Origin of the sequence: Corynebacterium sp. CCUG 61414 (assembly GCF_024453945.1) — a bacterium.
GTDB lineage: Bacteria > Actinomycetota > Actinomycetes > Mycobacteriales > Mycobacteriaceae > Corynebacterium > Corynebacterium pseudogenitalium.
This window is the reverse complement of the sequence record NZ_JAGPYU010000005.1, coordinates 24,189-39,892: the sequence shown is the minus strand read 5'-3', so window position 1 is coordinate 39,892 and position 15,704 is coordinate 24,189. Positions and strand designations below refer to the sequence as shown.

General features: G+C 63.4%; 18 protein-coding genes. 8 read left to right on the top strand and 10 right to left on the bottom strand.

Going from position 1 to position 15,704, the window contains the following annotated elements:
* Nucleotides 1–52: 52 nt before the first annotated feature.
* From KBX14_RS05705 to KBX14_RS05685, 4 genes are all read left to right on the top strand, one after another.
* Entirely contained in the window at nucleotides 53–1,159 is a 1,107-nt protein-coding gene (locus KBX14_RS05705) for a hypothetical protein (RefSeq protein WP_256042026.1), read from the top strand.
* A 22-nt stretch (nucleotides 1,160–1,181) separates the two neighbouring features.
* The gene (locus tag KBX14_RS11295) at nucleotides 1,182–1,904 is read left to right on the top strand and encodes a VanZ family protein (protein WP_370687070.1); all 723 of its coding nucleotides are present in this window, start codon (nucleotides 1,182–1,184) and stop codon (nucleotides 1,902–1,904) included.
* Entirely contained in the window at nucleotides 1,901–2,221 is a 321-nt protein-coding gene (locus tag KBX14_RS05690; RefSeq protein ID WP_256042025.1) for a DUF202 domain-containing protein, read from the top strand. Before KBX14_RS11295 ends, KBX14_RS05690 begins: the two co-directional genes overlap by 4 nt.
* 503 nt (nucleotides 2,222–2,724) lie before the next feature.
* Nucleotides 2,725–4,248: an ABC-F family ATP-binding cassette domain-containing protein gene (locus tag KBX14_RS05685; protein WP_256042024.1), complete on the top strand. Its 1,524-nt coding sequence runs from the start codon at nucleotides 2,725–2,727 to the stop codon at nucleotides 4,246–4,248.
* 157 nt (nucleotides 4,249–4,405) lie between these two features.
* Here the strand turns inward: KBX14_RS05685 and KBX14_RS05680 are convergent, their stop codons facing one another.
* Genes KBX14_RS05680 through KBX14_RS05665 form a run of 4 tightly spaced genes read right to left on the bottom strand, consistent with a single transcriptional unit; the run spans nucleotide 4,406 to nucleotide 7,881 of the window.
* A complete protein-coding gene (locus KBX14_RS05680; protein ID WP_256042023.1) occupies nucleotides 4,406–5,602 on the bottom strand; it encodes a plasmid pRiA4b ORF-3 family protein in 1,197 nt (398 codons plus the stop codon).
* Nucleotides 5,603–5,629: 27 nt separating this feature from the next.
* Nucleotides 5,630–6,559, bottom strand: coding sequence for a hypothetical protein (locus tag KBX14_RS05675; protein ID WP_256042022.1), 930 nt, complete (start codon nucleotides 6,557–6,559; stop codon nucleotides 5,630–5,632).
* A complete protein-coding gene (locus KBX14_RS05670; RefSeq protein WP_256042021.1) occupies nucleotides 6,556–7,443 on the bottom strand; it encodes a hypothetical protein in 888 nt (295 codons plus the stop codon). The genes KBX14_RS05675 and KBX14_RS05670 overlap by 4 nt, the downstream gene beginning before the upstream one ends.
* Nucleotides 7,444–7,479: 36 nt before the next feature.
* Nucleotides 7,480–7,881 (bottom strand): hypothetical protein, encoded by a 402-nt coding sequence (locus tag KBX14_RS05665; protein WP_070361706.1) that lies wholly within the window; start codon nucleotides 7,879–7,881, stop codon nucleotides 7,480–7,482.
* A 17-nt stretch (nucleotides 7,882–7,898) separates the two neighbouring features.
* Between KBX14_RS05665 and KBX14_RS05660 the strand changes: the two genes are divergently transcribed.
* On the top strand, nucleotides 7,899–9,092 hold the full coding sequence (locus tag KBX14_RS05660; RefSeq protein WP_256042020.1) for a multidrug effflux MFS transporter: 1,194 nt from the start codon (nucleotides 7,899–7,901) through the stop codon (nucleotides 9,090–9,092).
* Between the two features lie 192 nt (nucleotides 9,093–9,284).
* Here the strand turns inward: KBX14_RS05660 and KBX14_RS05655 are convergent, their stop codons facing one another.
* From KBX14_RS05655 to KBX14_RS05640, 4 genes are all read right to left on the bottom strand, one after another.
* Nucleotides 9,285–9,686, bottom strand: a complete 402-nt coding sequence (locus tag KBX14_RS05655) for a hypothetical protein (protein WP_256008663.1) — start codon at nucleotides 9,684–9,686, stop codon at nucleotides 9,285–9,287.
* Nucleotides 9,687–9,766: 80 nt separating this feature from the next.
* Nucleotides 9,767–9,967, bottom strand: a complete 201-nt coding sequence (locus KBX14_RS05650; protein WP_256042019.1) for a hypothetical protein — start codon at nucleotides 9,965–9,967, stop codon at nucleotides 9,767–9,769.
* Nucleotides 9,968–9,996: 29 nt separating this feature from the next.
* The gene (locus KBX14_RS05645; protein WP_256042018.1) at nucleotides 9,997–10,608 is read right to left on the bottom strand and encodes a response regulator transcription factor; all 612 of its coding nucleotides are present in this window, start codon (nucleotides 10,606–10,608) and stop codon (nucleotides 9,997–9,999) included.
* The gene (locus tag KBX14_RS05640; RefSeq protein WP_256042017.1) at nucleotides 10,601–11,719 is read right to left on the bottom strand and encodes a histidine kinase; all 1,119 of its coding nucleotides are present in this window, start codon (nucleotides 11,717–11,719) and stop codon (nucleotides 10,601–10,603) included. The genes KBX14_RS05645 and KBX14_RS05640 overlap by 8 nt, the downstream gene beginning before the upstream one ends.
* 120 nt (nucleotides 11,720–11,839) lie before the next feature.
* On the opposite strand from KBX14_RS05640, the gene KBX14_RS05635 reads away from it, so the two are divergent.
* Together KBX14_RS05635 and KBX14_RS05630 are read left to right on the top strand one after the other, a co-directional pair.
* The gene (locus KBX14_RS05635) at nucleotides 11,840–12,820 is read left to right on the top strand and encodes an ABC transporter permease (RefSeq protein WP_256042016.1); all 981 of its coding nucleotides are present in this window, start codon (nucleotides 11,840–11,842) and stop codon (nucleotides 12,818–12,820) included.
* A complete protein-coding gene (locus KBX14_RS05630; RefSeq protein WP_256042015.1) occupies nucleotides 12,821–13,474 on the top strand; it encodes an ABC transporter ATP-binding protein in 654 nt (217 codons plus the stop codon).
* On the opposite strand, the gene KBX14_RS05625 is transcribed toward KBX14_RS05630, so the two are convergent.
* Entirely contained in the window at nucleotides 13,466–14,578 is a 1,113-nt protein-coding gene (locus tag KBX14_RS05625; RefSeq protein ID WP_256042077.1) for an MFS transporter, read from the bottom strand. The two genes, KBX14_RS05630 and KBX14_RS05625, sit on opposite strands and share 9 nt — an antisense overlap.
* A 97-nt stretch (nucleotides 14,579–14,675) precedes the next feature.
* Here KBX14_RS05625 and KBX14_RS05620 point away from each other — a divergent pair, with 97 nt between their 5' ends.
* Nucleotides 14,676–15,053: a hypothetical protein gene (locus KBX14_RS05620; RefSeq protein WP_256042014.1), complete on the top strand. Its 378-nt coding sequence runs from the start codon at nucleotides 14,676–14,678 to the stop codon at nucleotides 15,051–15,053.
* A gap of 26 nt (nucleotides 15,054–15,079) precedes the next feature.
* Here the strand turns inward: KBX14_RS05620 and KBX14_RS05615 are convergent, their stop codons facing one another.
* On the bottom strand, nucleotides 15,080–15,694 hold the full coding sequence (locus KBX14_RS05615) for a hypothetical protein (RefSeq protein ID WP_256042013.1): 615 nt from the start codon (nucleotides 15,692–15,694) through the stop codon (nucleotides 15,080–15,082).
* Between the last annotated feature and the right edge of the window lie 10 nt (nucleotides 15,695–15,704).

Sequence of the window (15,704 nt, the reverse complement as noted above, 5' to 3'; positions counted from 1 at the left end):
GTTCAGGAAACGTGTAGGTGCTGCGGAGCGTTTGTGTGTACTGTTGGGCACCATGACTGAACCAAATACACCTAACAACGATCCGCAGAACCCGGGTGGCATCCCGTCCTACCCGGAATACGGCGCGTCGCCATACGGCCAGCCCTCGGGACAGCCCTACGGGGAGCAGGCCGATTTCGGTGCGTTTGACGTCAACTCGGCCGCCCAGGCGTCCGGGCAGAGCGCGTTGCGTTACCACGGCGCCCAGCTCGCCGTCCCGACGAGCCCCGCAGCCGCCATGCTCGCTAACGACGACGGCTTCGTCGGCATCACGCCCGCCCAGTACGGCGACGGCGTCACCCCGCACCCGATCAGCAACCCGGCCGTCAACGGCGTCGCCCACGGGCTGGGCACCGGGAAGCTGTCCGTCGGCGCCGCGCTGAAGTACGGCTTCAAAACCACCTACTCCAACCCGGGCACCTGGCTGGTGCTCGCGTTTGTGTACGCGCTGCTGAACAACATCGGGGCCGTCTTCCAGAGCGACACGGTCAGCGCCCTGGGCATGCTGGCCCTATTCTTCGTCACGCCGCTGTTCCTGGCCGCCGCGCTGCAGCAGACCCTGGTCGGCCCGAAGCAGTTCGTCCTGAAGGACATCAAGTCGGCTGCCTACGGCAAGACGCTGGGTATGTCGGTGGTCGTCGGCATCATCACGACTCTGATCTTCGCCCTGCTCATGGTGATCGGGTTCGTCGCTGGTTTCGCCGGCGCGGACCCGGAGGCGCTCCTGACCGCCTCGAGCGGTGATCTCAGCGCTATCGACCCATCCGCGTTCGTGACCCTATTCGTTGGGATCGGCATCGCGGTGCTGATCATGTTGCTTATCTCGCCGTTCTTCATCTTCCAGTCGTTCTACGCAGCCGACAACAACGGCACTTTCGGCGACGCCTTCAAGGCCGGCTTCACCACAGCGAAGCGCAACTACGGTGGTCTGCTCGGCCTGATGATCGTCTGCGGGATCCTGATGGCCACCGTCTCCGGCAGTGGCGCCGCCTCCGGCGTGGCCGCTTTTGTCTCGCTGGTGTTGGGCACGCTGCTGGCCGCCCCAGCACTCCTGGCGATGGTATACGCCTACCGCCAGGTTTCCGGAGGCCCCGTCCCGCACGAGGTAGCCGTTGCCTAAGCGCAGCACCTACTACACGGCCGTGGCACTGACCGCCGCGGCCGTGCTCTTTTTTACCATCGGCAAGGCGTACGTTGGCCTGCCCGGGGTGTGGGACACAATCTCCCACGAGGTCCGCCACCTGCGCCTTATCCCCTTCGGCTCCTTCATCTACTACCGAGTCTGGTGGGGGCCGTGGCTCAACCTCATCGGCAACATCGTCCTCTTCCTCCCAGTCGGCTACCTGGCACGCCTCCGGCTCGGCAAGGTCTGGAAGGCCGCCCTGGTGTCGATGGTGGCGTCCCTAAGCATCGAAGTAGCCCAGTACGCGCTCGCCGCCGGCTACTCAGATATCGACGACCTCCTCATCAACACCGCCGGCGGCGCCCTGGGCGCTACACTTGTCCGCATGCCCAGCTTCACCCGCACCGTCTTCCCGGACGGCGACGAACCCGACGCCCGCTTCACCCTCGCTAACGAGCGCACCTTCCTCGCCTGGACCCGCACTGCGCTGGCATTCCTGGCGGGCGGCATCGCCCTCGGTGCCTTCGACGTCACCGGCATCACCCCAGAGACTCAAACCTTCGCCGCCGCCACCGTGATCGTGATCGGCATGGCCATCGCCGCCGGCGCCGCCATCCGCTGGGTCCGCGTCGAACGCGCGCTGCGCCACGGCCGTCCCCTGCCCGCCCCCGCGATCGCGCCGCTGCTCGGCGTCGGCATCCTGGTCGCCTCCATCGTTGTGCTGGTAGGCCTGCTCTCGTGACCATCCCCGTCCCGGACCCCGGCCTCCAGCCCGAGCGCACCGCCCTGAGCTGGACCCGCACCGCCCTGGCCATGCTCGTCTGCTCGATGGTGCTCCTGCGCTGGTCCTACGCCTACCCCGTGCCCGTCTTCGGCGCCATCGGGCTCCTGCTCACCCTGGCAGTGGTGCTCATCTCCAGATATCGACGCCTCTACCGCACCGAAGCGCACAACCTCGCCCAGGAACGCTCCCAGCCAAACACAGGCTCCGTCTTCGCCACCGCCTGTGCCCTGGTGGCCTTGGGTGGGTTGGGCCTGTGGCTGGTCCTTATGAATTAAGGGGTCGAGGGCCTGCGCACCTTTTTCCTGCCTGGAAAATCCGTGACCTGGGCAAACGCGCCGGGCCGTGGGCGAAAACAAGGAATTTGGTGTCACTCGGCCCGATGTAGTGACAAATCACGCAGCTAGGAAAAGATAGCCCTTTTTTGACCTGCAACTATGAATATCTGTACCAAAATAGTGTGCGTCTTTTGTCACTCGCCGTCAGGCCTGCGCACCTTTTTCCTGCCTGGAAAATCCGCGACCTGGGCAAACGCGCCGGGCCGTGCGCGGGACTTCGCAAAGTCTGTTAGGACCAATTTCTGACCAGGCACGATGCCGACCGTTGACAAAGTCCGCCGGAATCTGTCAGCCCGACCCTACCCCCGACTCACAGCAGCGCAAACCCCTTGACCCCAACGGGGGCCGTGATAGTGTTGACGAGGAGTTGTCCCCGAGGGAAGGAGTAGGCCGTGCTCATGTTCCGTGTTTCCGCCTAACACGAAACAGAAAGTTGAATGAGCATGCCTATTACCCTGAATAACGTCTCCCTCGAGTGGCCTAACGGAACCTCGTGCTTCTCGGACTTAAATGCCATATTCTCAAGTCACCTCACTGGCCTGATCGGTGATAACGGTTCCGGAAAAACGACTCTGATCAGGATCATTCTCGGCGAGCTACAACCGAGCACTGGTTCGGTCGAACGCCCGTCGAAAATCGCTTACCTACCTCAGGATCTTGGACTGCAACCGGGCACTACGGTTTCAGACATTTTTGGGGTCACCGAAATCATCGAGGCAATCAACGCCGTCGAAGGTGGCCAGTTCAATCCCGAATTGTTCGAGCTCATTGGCGACCGGTGGGATGCTGCTGAAGAGACTCAGGCTGTGTTGTCAGCTCATGGACTCGAGCTCAACTTGGACAGGTCACTGTCTACTATGTCCGGTGGAGAGGCTGTTCGTGTTGCACTAGTTGCGCTCATGGCTGACAACCCCGATTTCATCGTGATGGACGAGCCCACGAACAACCTCGATGCGGAAGCGAAAGCCCAGCTGATCCGTTCTCTTTCCAAATCCACTGTTCCTGCGATTGTGGTGAGCCATGATCGCGACTTATTGGATTCCGTGGACGAAATTGCAGAACTTCACGACGGGAAGCTACGTCTTTTCCTCGGCAACTACTCTGCCTACCGCGAAACTCTGGCCAACGAACAGGACGCAGCGATGCGGGAGGTGCGGGACAAGAAGGCAATTCACAGTAGGCAGGTTCGGGAGCGTGAGGCAATGCAAACTCGCATTGCTCGGGACGCTCGTCGCGGAAAGAAGTTCGCGGTTAACAAACGCAAACCTGGCATGGCGATGGGGCTGGACAAGGATCGGTCTGAGAAAACTGCTGCTCGGCGTGGTGCGGCTCATGCCGAGTCTGTGGAGTCGTCTCTCGCTGCGTATCGTCACGCGCAAGACAAGGTTCGCGACGATCAACATGTGTTCATTGAGCTTCCCGGTACGGCGCTTCCGAACGGAACCCGTGTTATGGAAATCCCAGGGCTCACTGTTGTGGGCCCCGAGCGTGTCCGGATCACTGGGCCGAACGGCAGCGGAAAGACGACCCTGCTCAACTCTGTTGCAGACGGTAGCGCGGGGTATGTGATTAGGAATGTGGGGTACCTCCGGCAACGCATTGTTCTTGACCCTAATCAGACAGTCTTGGAGTTGGTCTCGGAGGCCAACGCGTCTGCTGATCCGCAGTATATTAGGGACCAACTCGCGCAACTGTTGTTTCAGAATGAGACTGTGCACGCGCCTATTGGAACGCTTTCGGGTGGTGAGCGTTTCCGCGTTGAGTTTGCCCGTGTTCTTCTTTCGTCGCCTGCTCCGCAGCTATTGCTTCTCGACGAGCCCACCAACAACATCGATATCTCAACCGTGAACTGGCTTGTTTCCGCTCTTGAGAGTTATGCAGGTGCGGTTCTTCTCGTCAGTCACGACGAAGACTTCTGTGAGCGTATGAACCTTGACAGGGAAGTTTCCATCGATGATCTGACCTGATGCCTCCAGGCATCCTCCCGCCAGAAAAGCGAAACCGGGAACTTTCTTGCGTCTCCGGACAGCCGACCTGGAGAAACACCGCCGTTGTGGGGCGCTAAGGGAAAACAAGGAATTTGGTGCGCGTACCCCGCCCCGCGTACCCCGCACCGCACAAGTACTAGGAAGAAAAGTCGATGGCGATGCATTTCAGCATGTCGTAGCCGTCCCCGTTGAGGGAGAACCCGTCGCCGGCGTCTTCGCCGAACCCGAAAGCCTCCAACAGGGCGGTGCCTTCTTTGTAGATGGTTGAGTCGGGAAGGTGGGGGGAGTCGGAGATGAGGTTGAACATGAGTTGGTTCCAGTTTTCGCGGCCGAAGGTCGCGTAGAATCCGCGGGCGATGTTTTCGGCGAAGTCGAATGGGTTGTCGCCGCCGCTGAGCAGCTCGACGCCCTCGTTGGTAATGGTGTAGCGCCCGGTTTGTTCGGCGCGCATGAAGCCGGATTCGACGAAGAAGTTGTGGAGGTGCCTGCGCCATATGGGGTCGTCGGGGAGGAGGCCGTCCATGAGGTTGTAGAGGGCTTCGGTGATGCCGGTGTAGACGGGGGAGTCGAAGGTCGGGTTGGGCCCGTAGTAGTCCTCGAGGAATTCGCCGATGGCGGCCATGACGGCGGGGTTGCTTTCGGGGTTGGGGTCGATGGCCATGATGTCTTTGAGGTCTTCGCGGTTGGCCAGGTATTCGCGGAGCGCTTCGCGGACGTCTTCGTCTTCTTCGGCGGCGGCGTCGGGGTTCATCATGTTGCGGGCGACCATGGTTTCGACGCTGTAGTACATGCGGTTCGAGATACTGACCGGGTCTGCCTTGGTAAGCCTGTCCACCATGTGGCCCGGCGACATCACGGGCATCGCGGAGAACAGGGTTGGCGTGATGTGCATGTCGGCGGGTTGGCCGGCTGCGAGGCGGACGGCTTCGTCATAGAGCTCGGTCATCATGGCGGGGCCTTTGAGGTGCTCGATGACGTCGGGGCCGAGTGCGGAGATGAGGACGGGGGTCGGGCCGGCGATGGTGGATGGCCCGAGTACTTGGACGTTGATGTTCCAGTTGGCGCCGGCATCGTAGATGTAGCTCATGGTTTCGGGCATGTCTTGGACGGTGAGGTCGTTTTCGTCGTATTCGCCGGCGGCTGGTTGGGCGGTGTAGACGCGTTGTTCGCCGTTGATGGTCCCCGAAAACATGTGTGTTGCTGCGCTCGAGAAGCCGAGGGTGGCGTCGATAACGAGTGCGAGTTCCCCCAGGTACATCGAGTGATCAACATTAATGCATCGTGAAATCTCGGGTCGGGAGTTTTCTACGGTGATTAATAGAGAGATGTTCATGTCGTTCACTCTATAGTTTTGTATCTTTTAGCGCTCGCGAACTACCCAGAATGTGCAGCGGGTGACGCAGAGGAGCCAGTGGAAGACGAGGAGGGCTGGCAGTGCGGTGGCGATGATGGTGAGCCATTCGAGGTTCCAGACTTCGGCGAGGTGGTGGCTGCCGACGCTGATGGTGCCGGTGGGGAAGGTGGAGGCCCACCAGGCGGGGGAGTATCGCACCCAGTGCGCGACGGCGGGGTAGAAGTGCCACATGGCGAAGGCGATCATGGGGATCGCGATGATGAGCAGCACGGTGCCAACGATAAGCTCGGCATCCTTGCCGAACAGCAGGTCCACGGCGGACACTGTCTGCCCGACGACGCCGAGGGGGATCCAGGCGGTCGCCGCGTTCGGCCCGTTCAGGTCCACTTTTCGACGCCACGCCGCCACATACACCCTGGCAAACAGCGGATACGCTGCGCCTATCGACGCCACCAAGCAGCACACGCCGAGTATCCAGTAGATGTCGCCGCCGCCTTTGACGTGGGTGGTCCCGGCCGTGTTGGCTGCCATGATGGGGCCGACGAGCGCGAGCCCCCACGCGAAGTTCGGTTCCCCTTGGAAGCCGCGGAGCTGGTTGGCGTACACGGCGAGGCAGGCAGGCGCCCCGACCCAGAAGCCAACCAGGATGAAGGCGAGGTTGTCCGTGAGGTTGGTCCACGCGGTGCCGAGGGACATGATCCCGATGAACGTCATGGCCCACGGCGCCATCATGTCCTGGTGGAAGCGGGGCGTGCGATAGATGATGAACCCGACGACGAGCGCCACCAGGATGGCCACCCCGATACAGGCCACGACCCACGCCAGAGGGTCGAGTCCGCTGATGACCAGCAGCGTCGCCACCAGCGAGGTCCCCATGAGGCTGCCGCCCCACGCCGGGCCCGCTGGCGGCAGGCTATAGCTGGTCCTGGTTTTCACACGCGCTCACGCTGCCAGGAACGGAATCGGAGTGCGCACGCGCACCAGTGGAACAGCAGTAGGAGCAGCAGCCCGAAGGAGAGGGCGTGCCAGCCCTCGGTCCAGGAGCCCAGGCACAGGGTGCCCACCGGGAACGTGGAGCCCCACCAGCCTGGGCCGTACGGCGCCCAGGTGAAGACCGCCTGGTAGAAGCAGTACATGCCGAAGAGGACGCACGGCACGCCGATGGTGAACATGATGATGCCGTAGAGGTGGGCGTCGAAAAGGAAGGTGGAGGCGGCCGTCGATTGGCCGACAACCCCGAGCGGAATCCAGGCCGTGCCTGCCGCCGCGCCGCGCGGGCGATCGCGGCGCCGCCACAGCGACCAGTAGCAGTAGGCGAACAGCGGGATCGCTGGGATGAACGTGAAGAAGAAGCACACGATGCCAGCGTGGTGGTAGAACATGCCGTGCTCGGCGGCGAGCTGCCCGCCCGACGTCGCGGCGACCATCGGCGTGACCGGTGCCAGCCCCCACGGGAACGCCGGGGTGGTGTAGTGCTCCGATACCTTCCAGAAGCCCCACAGCTGCCACAGGCACACCGCGATCGACAGCGGCGCGCCAATCCACCAGCTGATCAGCTGGAAGATGTCGTTGCCGGTCAGCGCCGTCCACGCAGAGCCGCACGCCAAAAGCCCCATCGTGTACATGCCCCACGCCGCCATGTTCTGGTGCCGCGGCGGCTCGTTGCGAATACCCACCGTGAACACCGCCAACAACACGGCCGCTACCAGTGCAAACGCGATCTGGCCGAAGCGAAACCCGTGCAGACCAGACAGAGTAGAAGCGATCGACGTCCCCATCAGGGACCCGGCCCACGCGGGGCCATACTTAGGCAACTGCATGCACCTACGCTAAGCCCGCCAGGCCTGTTTGGCCAACTACGAAACGCTGCCGAACAGCAGCGCTCGGCCCGTTTCTGTCCCCGTGTTGCGGACCGTCACCGCCAGGTGCCCGGCCCCAACCTTGCCTGCCTGGCCGCGCTCCAGCGCGACCCCCTCCAGACGCAGCCCCTCCGACTGAGCAAGTAGGTGGTGCTCGTAGTCCTCGTTGACCCAGAGCGTGACCTGCGCGCCGGGCTCCACCCGCAGCTCCGCGGCAAGTCGCCCCTTGGGCCCCGGCCTTGACTGCCCCGCCAGGCGCCCCGCATAGACTCGCAGCTTCCCGCCGGGCGTGGTGTCCACCGCCTTGAGCACCACCCACTCCGACGGCTCGCGGTCCGTGAGCGCCTTCGTTGTCGTTGGTATGTCTTCAGCCGAACAGATTTCTACAGTCGCACGCATGCAGCTATCCTACCGACGTGCAGAAACTTTCCGGTGGCCTCCTACTTGCGCTGGCCCTGCTCACCGCAGCGGGCCCGCTCGGCATCGACATGTACTTGCCCGGCATGCCCGAGCTCGCCACCCAATTATCGACGTCCCCTTCCTCCGCCCAACTGACCATCTCGGGGTTCATGCTCGGGATGGCACTCGGCAACCTGGTCTTCGGCGCCATCTCTGACGGCACGGGCCGCAAACCCGCCATCCTGGTCTCTTCGGTGGTGGCGCTCGCGGCGTCGGTGGCGTGCGCCGTCGCCCCCACGATCTCCTTCCTGATCGCCGCCCGATTCCTGCAGGGCCTGGCAGGGGGCTGTGCCGTCGTCGTCACCCGGGCCGTCATCCCCGACATCGCCCACGGCCGCGAGGCCGCCCGCGGCCTGTCGGGCCTCATGGCGATCTCCGGCTTCATGCCCGCCATCGCCCCAGTCCTCGGCGGCCTGATCATCCCCACCTTCACCTGGCGAGGCGTCTTCTGGACCATCGCCGCCGTCAACCTCGCCCAGATCCTCATCGCCTGGCGCTTCGTCCCCGAAACCCTCCCACCCGAGCAGCGGACCCGCGGCACCCTGCGCACCATCTTCCCCCGCATGGTCCAGTGCCTGCGGCGCCCCGCCTTCCTCGGCTACATGTTCGCCGCCGGTCTCGGTTTTGGCACCCTGTTCTCCTATATCTCGGCATCTCCGCTGGTCCTGCAGGTACAACTCGGCGTTACACCAACTACCTTCTCCCTCATCTTCGGCGGCATCGCCCTGCTCATCCCGCTATCGAACTCCATCAACATGCGGTTGGTGAAGACCCACCAGCCGCGCACCCTCCTCGTCGTGGCGTTATCTGTTGACATCCTCGCCGGCCTGATCCTGCTCGCCTATAGCCAGCTCGGCCCCAACCTCACGATGGTCCCCTTCATCGCCATCCTCTCCGCCATGGCTGGGTTCATCATGGCCAACGCCTCGGCGCTCGCCGTGGAGGAGATCCGGGACATCGGGATCGGCGCCGGCACCGGCGCGATGGGCTTCTTCCAATTCATCATCGGCGGCCTGGTCCCGCCCCTGGTGGCGCTCGGGTCCAACCCGACCGCATCGATGGCCAACGGCATCCTCACCTGCGCCGGCCTGGCCCTTCTGGGAGTGCTTTTGGGTAGCGCTGCACCACATTCCAGGCCTAAAAACATCTAGCACTTCTGTGGCGTGCAGGTATCCTGGGGCCGCTTTTCAAACGCTGGAATTTGGTGTTTGGGCCGAACATGATGACACCAAATTCCTTTGCGCAGGGGCCGCGACCTGGGGAAATTCCCAGGCACGCTTTCCAAAGCGCAAAAGCAGGAATTTGGTGCACGCCCTGCCATAGCTATCGATTTCGACCCGGTTCTACTTATCCTCAGAGCGATTGTCCGTGAGAAAACCCATGAAACTGAAGTATGGGACATCTTCTGTCGCTCGTTGAACGGCTGCGAAAACAGCATCACTAATAGGGTCAATCACCTGGTCACTTAGGTTTAAGACTTCCAAGAAGAAGTGCTGGGTAATCACGTATGGACGAAAGCTCTCCTGATTGCTACCAGGTTCTAATTCTTCAGCGAGTTCATACTCGTCTTCATCGCATTCACCAACTGTGAAATCAGGAAGAGCGTCAATTTCGGAGAAGGAAACTTTGAGTTCCTTCTGGAAACGCTCTGCAATATCGTAAGAATCTTTTTCAGAGCAATACACGTAAAGGTCTTCGTAAAAGCCTTGCAGCTCACCATTTGACAAGGAAGAAGGACTGGTCATGCGAAAGCCACTCCGTTCATGAGTAGTCGGGATAGTAAGTCTAGCTTTAACGGGGGCAGCAATTTCGGTTGCGCCGAGTGCTAGTGCTTATGCACCGAAGCCAGCATCAGAAGTCTTCCTAGCGCGGAAAAGTTGTCACGCTGAAGTGCGCTGTCGTAAATCTTCGGAATGAAGCAACTGGGCAATACATCTTTGGCAAAGGCAAGGACAGGGGCGCCGCTCAGCGAGATGCAAATAATAAACTGGGGAGGATGAAAGGAAAAGGATTCAAGCTCAAGCACTGCCGAGCAATCTAGCGCCCAACCAACACCTAAATAATCTTGCGCTCCCTCGCCCGGTCCACGGCGGCGGTCCGGTTGTCCACGCCGAGCTTGTTATAGATGTGGATCAGGTGGGTTTTCACCGTGGCCTGCGAGATGAAGAGCCGGTCGGCGATGGCGCGGTTGGAGGCGCCGGTCTGCAGGGCGCGCAGGATTTCGATTTCGCGGGCACTTAGGGCTTCGTCGGGGCGCATGAGGCGCTCGGCGAGGACTCCGGCGACTTCCTGGGAGAGGACGTGTTTGCGCTGGGAGGCGGCGATGATGGCGTCGTGGAGTTCGTCCTCGGGGGCGTCTTTGAGCAGGTAGCCGAGCGCGCCTGCTTCGACGGCGGCGACGACGTCGGCTTCGGTGTCGTAGGTGGTCAGGATGAGCACGGGCGGGCCGCCTGCTTCGCCGAGGCGCCGGGTGACTTCGATGCCGTCCACGTGCGGCATCTGGATGTCGGTGACCACAACGTCGACGTTGTCGGGCATCCGCTCGATGGCGCGCCCGTCCGCGCCTTCGCCAACAACGGTGATGTCGCCGAAGGAGTCGAGTACTGCGCGGAGGCCGGCGCGGACGACGGGGTGGTCGTCGAGAAGCATGACGTTGATCTCACTCATGGGTGTCCTTTCCCAGGGGGATGCTTGCTGCTAGTACGTTACCTTCGACGCTGAGGGTGCCGCCGACTTCCGCGACGCGCGCCCGCAGCCCGCGCAGGCCGTAGCCTTCGGGCCCGGTGATGCCGCGGCCGTTGTCGAAGACGTCGACGGTGGCGACGTCCCCAAGCTTTTCCACGGTGATCACAGCGCGGGTGGCGCCTGCGTGGCGCACGATGTTGGAAAGGCCCTCGCGCACGACGCGCTCAATGACGCTGGCGGCGGGCTCGGGCACGTCTTCGACGTCGAGGTCCACCTCTAATTGCTGGCCAAGGGCTTGTTGACGCTGCTTCGCCCCCTTCGCCAGCTCCTCCAGCCGCTGCGGCAGCGGCTCCGCGGGGGCGGCGTTGACCGCGACGAAGCGGCGTGCTTCGGCGAGGTTGTCGGAGGCGGTGGCGCGGATGGTGTCGAGGATCTGTTTCGCGCCGGGCTCGGTGATCTGTTTGTCTAGCGTGCGGCCGAGCAGCACGATGGAGCTGAGGCCTTGCGCGATGGTGTCGTGGACTTCGCGGGAGAGGCGGGCGCGTTCCTCGAGGACGCCGGAGGCGTGTTCGGCGGCGGCGAGTTCCATGTGGGTGGCCTGGAGTTCGTAGGCGAGGTGTTTGTAGTGGTCGGCTTCGGCGCGGAGTGCCCGGTAGGAGTGGTAGATCAGTAGCGCCAGCACGGTGCCGAGCAGCGGTCCGACCACTCCGCCGATTCCCGCGCCCGGCGCTGTGATCGACAGCGTGAAGGCCAGCAGCAGCGCCGCCACCGCGATACCGGACCAGGTGGGCAGCACCACGGAGACCAGGATGACCAGCGGGAACTCCAACCAGACGAACTCGGCGGCGTGCAGCGCCATGACGACCCACAGCGCCAGGACAGCGGCCAGCCACACGTAGGTAGCGCCGCGGGAGAACCGCCTGCCTTCGTTGTAGGCGACGGTCCCGGCCATGTAGAGCACCGCGAAGGGGACCGCCATGCAGATGGCCAGCGGGTTCCACCCGCTGGAGACAACGCCGACGAGCAGCAGCACGGCAACCAGTACGTGCAGGCTGACGCGCAGGAAGGTGAGGATCCGGTTGGTGGTGTTCACGTTGCTCACCTTAGACGGTGCACCCGACATCCGATGGACGGCGGATCAACCGGACGGTTGATTCGAGGTTCAACCCCGCTCCTGATGTGGAATGTGCCTGCTCACACGCACAATGTGGGCATGTTCGTCGGATTGAGAGAAATTGTGAAAGCCAAGGGGCGTTTCGGCCTCATTGTTGGCACGGTCGGGCTGATCACGTTGCTCGTGGTGATGCTGACCGGCTTGACCAATGGATTGGGCAAGCAAAACACGGAGGCCCTGGAGGCACTGGAAGGACCAGGTGCGAAGTCGGTCGTCTTCCAGGACATGGATGAGCCTTCCTATATGACGTCGCGCGTGACGGCGGAGGAGGGCACGGTCCCGCTGGGCACCGGCCAGACCCTGCTGCTGCGGGAGAACGGCAAGGAGGAGTCCATCTCGATCCTGGGTCTGCCGAAGGGCACGGAGTTGCCCGGCGGCGAGGTGCTCGGCGACGGCGCGGTCGCGTCGCGTGCGCTGAACGTCGCGCCTGGCGACGAGCTCTCCGTCGGCGGCACCCCGATCACCGTCGACGCCGTCACGGATGACTTGTACTTCTCCCACACCGCGGTTCTGTGGGTGAACACGGAGGACTGGAAGGCCGCCATGCACACCGACGCGGACGGCACGGTGCTGCTCGCTAGCGATGACCGCGGCATGAGCATGAAGGACTCCTTCAACGGCCTGGCCGCGTACAAGTCGGAGCAGGCGTCCTTCAACATGATCCTGGGCTTCCTGTACGCCATCGCGGCGCTGGTCATCGTGGCCTTCTTGACGGTGTGGACCATGCAGCGCACCCGTGACCTGGCCATTTTGAAGGCGATTGGGGCGTCGAATAGCTACTTGCGCAAGGATGCGCTGGGTCAGGCGGCGGTGCTGCTGGGCATCGGCGCGGCGGTTGGCGCCCTGATTGCGCTGGGCATTGGGCTGGCGGCGTCGAAGGTGGCGCCGTTCTCGCTGACGGTGCTCACGGTCGCGGGGCCGCCGCTGGCGATTTGGACGATCGGGATGGTGGGCGCGTTCATCGCGACGCGCCAAATTACAAAAGTTGAGCCGCAGCTCGCACTGGGAGGTATTGCGTAAATGTTGCACATGGAACACGTCACCGTCACGTACCAAGACGGCGAGGACACACTCACGGCGCTGGACAACATCAGTTTCGACGCCAACCCCGGCCACCTCACATTCATCATCGGCGAGTCCGGCTCCGGCAAGTCCACGCTGCTTTCCGCAGCGGCCGGGCTACTGAAGCCCGACAGTGGCACCATTCTTGTCGACGCCACCCCGGTCTCCGACGAAGTCCGACTGCAGAAGATCGGGATGATTTTCCAGCAGGCCAACCTGATCGGGGCGCTCAATGTGAGGGATCAGCTGCTGGTCACCGACCACATTCGTGGTGTGAAGCCGCGCGTGGACCGCGCGAACGAGCTGCTCGCGGAAGTCGGCCTCGACGGGCTTGGGGACCGCAGCATGCAGCAGCTCTCCGGCGGGCAGCGCCAGCGCGTCGGCATCGCCCGCGCGCTGATGGGGGAGCCGAGGCTGATCCTGGCGGACGAGCCGACCGCGGCGCTTGACTCCGAGCGCTCCCACGAGATCGTCGCACTGCTGCGGACCCTGGTGCAGGAGCACGACGTCGCCTGCGGGTTCGTCACCCACAACGCGAGCCTTATCTCCGAGCGTGACGAGGTTGTCCGCGTCAGCGATGGCCACGTGTCGCGCGAGCGCGTGTCAGCGTAGCCGCGGCCGCGACCCAAGCGCCAAGGTGATGAACGCGCAGGCCGCCAGTCCGGCCGTCATGCAGAGCGTGCCAGGCAGGAAGCCGGCGTCCACCACTGCGGCGCCGAGCGCGGACCCGGCTGCGATCCCGACCTGGTAGGTCACCACGTAGATGGAGCTTGCCAGGTCTTCGTTGCGCTTCCCGGCGTGCAGGAAGATGGTGGTCGCCGACGGCGGCAGCGCCCCGTTCGCCAGACCGAACACGATAATCATCGCGATGATGAGCAGTACCGATTTCGTCTCCAGCGCGAGCAGCCCCAACGCCGCCGACCCGACCAGCAGCACGGCGACGAACCCGTTGACCCGGATCATGCGCCGGTCCACCGTGTTGCCCGCCGTCAGCACACCAATCACCCCGCAGATGCCGAAGAGCGACAGCCCGAACGGGACCAGCTTCGGCCCGGCTGTCGTCGTCGTGAGCAGCGCCAGGTAGGTAAAGGTGGTGAACACGGCGGTGACGTTGAACGTCAGGAAGAGGACCAGCGACGGGATCGCCGACTTTGTCCGCTTCGCACCCGCTGCCGGCTCCGGGTGCTTCGCCGGCATCGAGGGTAGCGACGCCACCAACGCCAGCACCGAGAAAATCACCGCGACGCCCAACACCCAGGTAGCGCCACGCCACCCGATCATCCCGCCGAGCATGGTGGTCAACGGCGTACCGATCACCGCCGACATCGTCGACCCGAACGACACCGTCGCCACCGCCTTGCCCGTCCTCCCCTTCGGCGCCAGCCGTGCCGCCATCGGGTTGATGAGCGACCAGAACAGCCCGTGCGTAAACGCCGCAGTCACGCGAGCAGCGACGAGCACCGCGTAACTGTTCGCGATGCCCTGCAGGATCACGCCCCCGGCGAGGAAACCGAGCGTGGCCAGGAAGACGGGCCTGCGGTCCCAGTTGCGGGTGAAGTGCATCAGCGGGATGGTCACCACGGCGACGAGGCCGGCGTACACGCTCATGAGGAGGCCGATCTGGCCTTCCGTCACGCCGAGGTCCTGTGCCATGGGCCGAATCAGGCCGACCGCGAACATCTCGTAGGTGACGTAGACGAACGCCGCGAAGCTCATCGCGGACAACGGCAGCATAGGAAGCGACGACTGTTTACTCACACGTGACAACCTACACCGCGCGTGTTAGGCGAACGCCCCCAGGTTGAGAGCCTGCATGATAAGGGTGCCTCCCGCCAGCACCGCGCCCAGCACACCCAGCACGATCCCGGCGATCGCGAGCGGCGTGAGCTCCTTCTCTTCCTCGGTCTCGGTCGGGGTCGTGGTTGTGGGCGCGGGCGTGGTTGTGGTCGGGGCTGGCCTCGTTGTGGCCGTTGCGGTCGGCTCGGGTGCTTGGGTGGTTGGCGTGGCCGGTGTCGTGGGCGTGGGCTTTGGTGCCGTGCTGGTAGTCAGCGTCGGGATCGGCGGCACCACCGTATTCACCGCGTTCGGCGGGATCGGTAGCGCCAGGGTGGCTTCGCCGCCGGCGGCACAGAGCTTCTCAGCCCGCTCCCGCAGAGTGACGTATTCCTTGACGCGCCGCAGGTTGGTGTAGAAGAACGTGTCTGCGTATTGCTGCGCTCAGGCGGTTGCGGCGGCGTCGCTGAGCCCAGGGAATCGGGTTTGGAGCTCGCGCGCGATGTCTGGGGTTTCAGTGGCTTGGGTGACCGGCCGGAACAGGGCGCGTTGCCCTGGCCCGAGCACCTGGTATTGCCCCATCAGTTCGTAGTAGTGGTAGGTCAGCACGTCATCCGCCGACGCCTGCGGTGTGGTGCGCTGCGGGCTGTACTTGAAGAGGTACCACTCGGCGACACTCGCGGGCAGCCCCGCCTCTGTGAAGGCCTCAACCGCGTACGTGTGCTGCAGCGAGTCGGGCCGCGCGAAGTTGCTGGGAGCGAGAAACTCTCGCCCTTCCTCTTCCCTAATCCGCTTATAGACGTCCTCTTCGACCTTCCCCAGCTCCGGAAACGCTTGCCGGAATGTTTGATAGTCCAGCGCGTACTCTTTTTCGGGCGCGGAGAAGTGGAGGCGCGCTGCGTTCATGAGGCGGGCGTATTCGGCGGGGGAGAGGTAGAACGCGCAAAGTTTTGTCGCGGGATCTTGGGGGCCGATGAGGGCGGCGTCCGCGACTGGAGATAGGAAACTGGCGCTGAGCCCGAGGGCTACAACGCCAGTGAAAAATCTCCGAGACTCCATGGAGATGAGA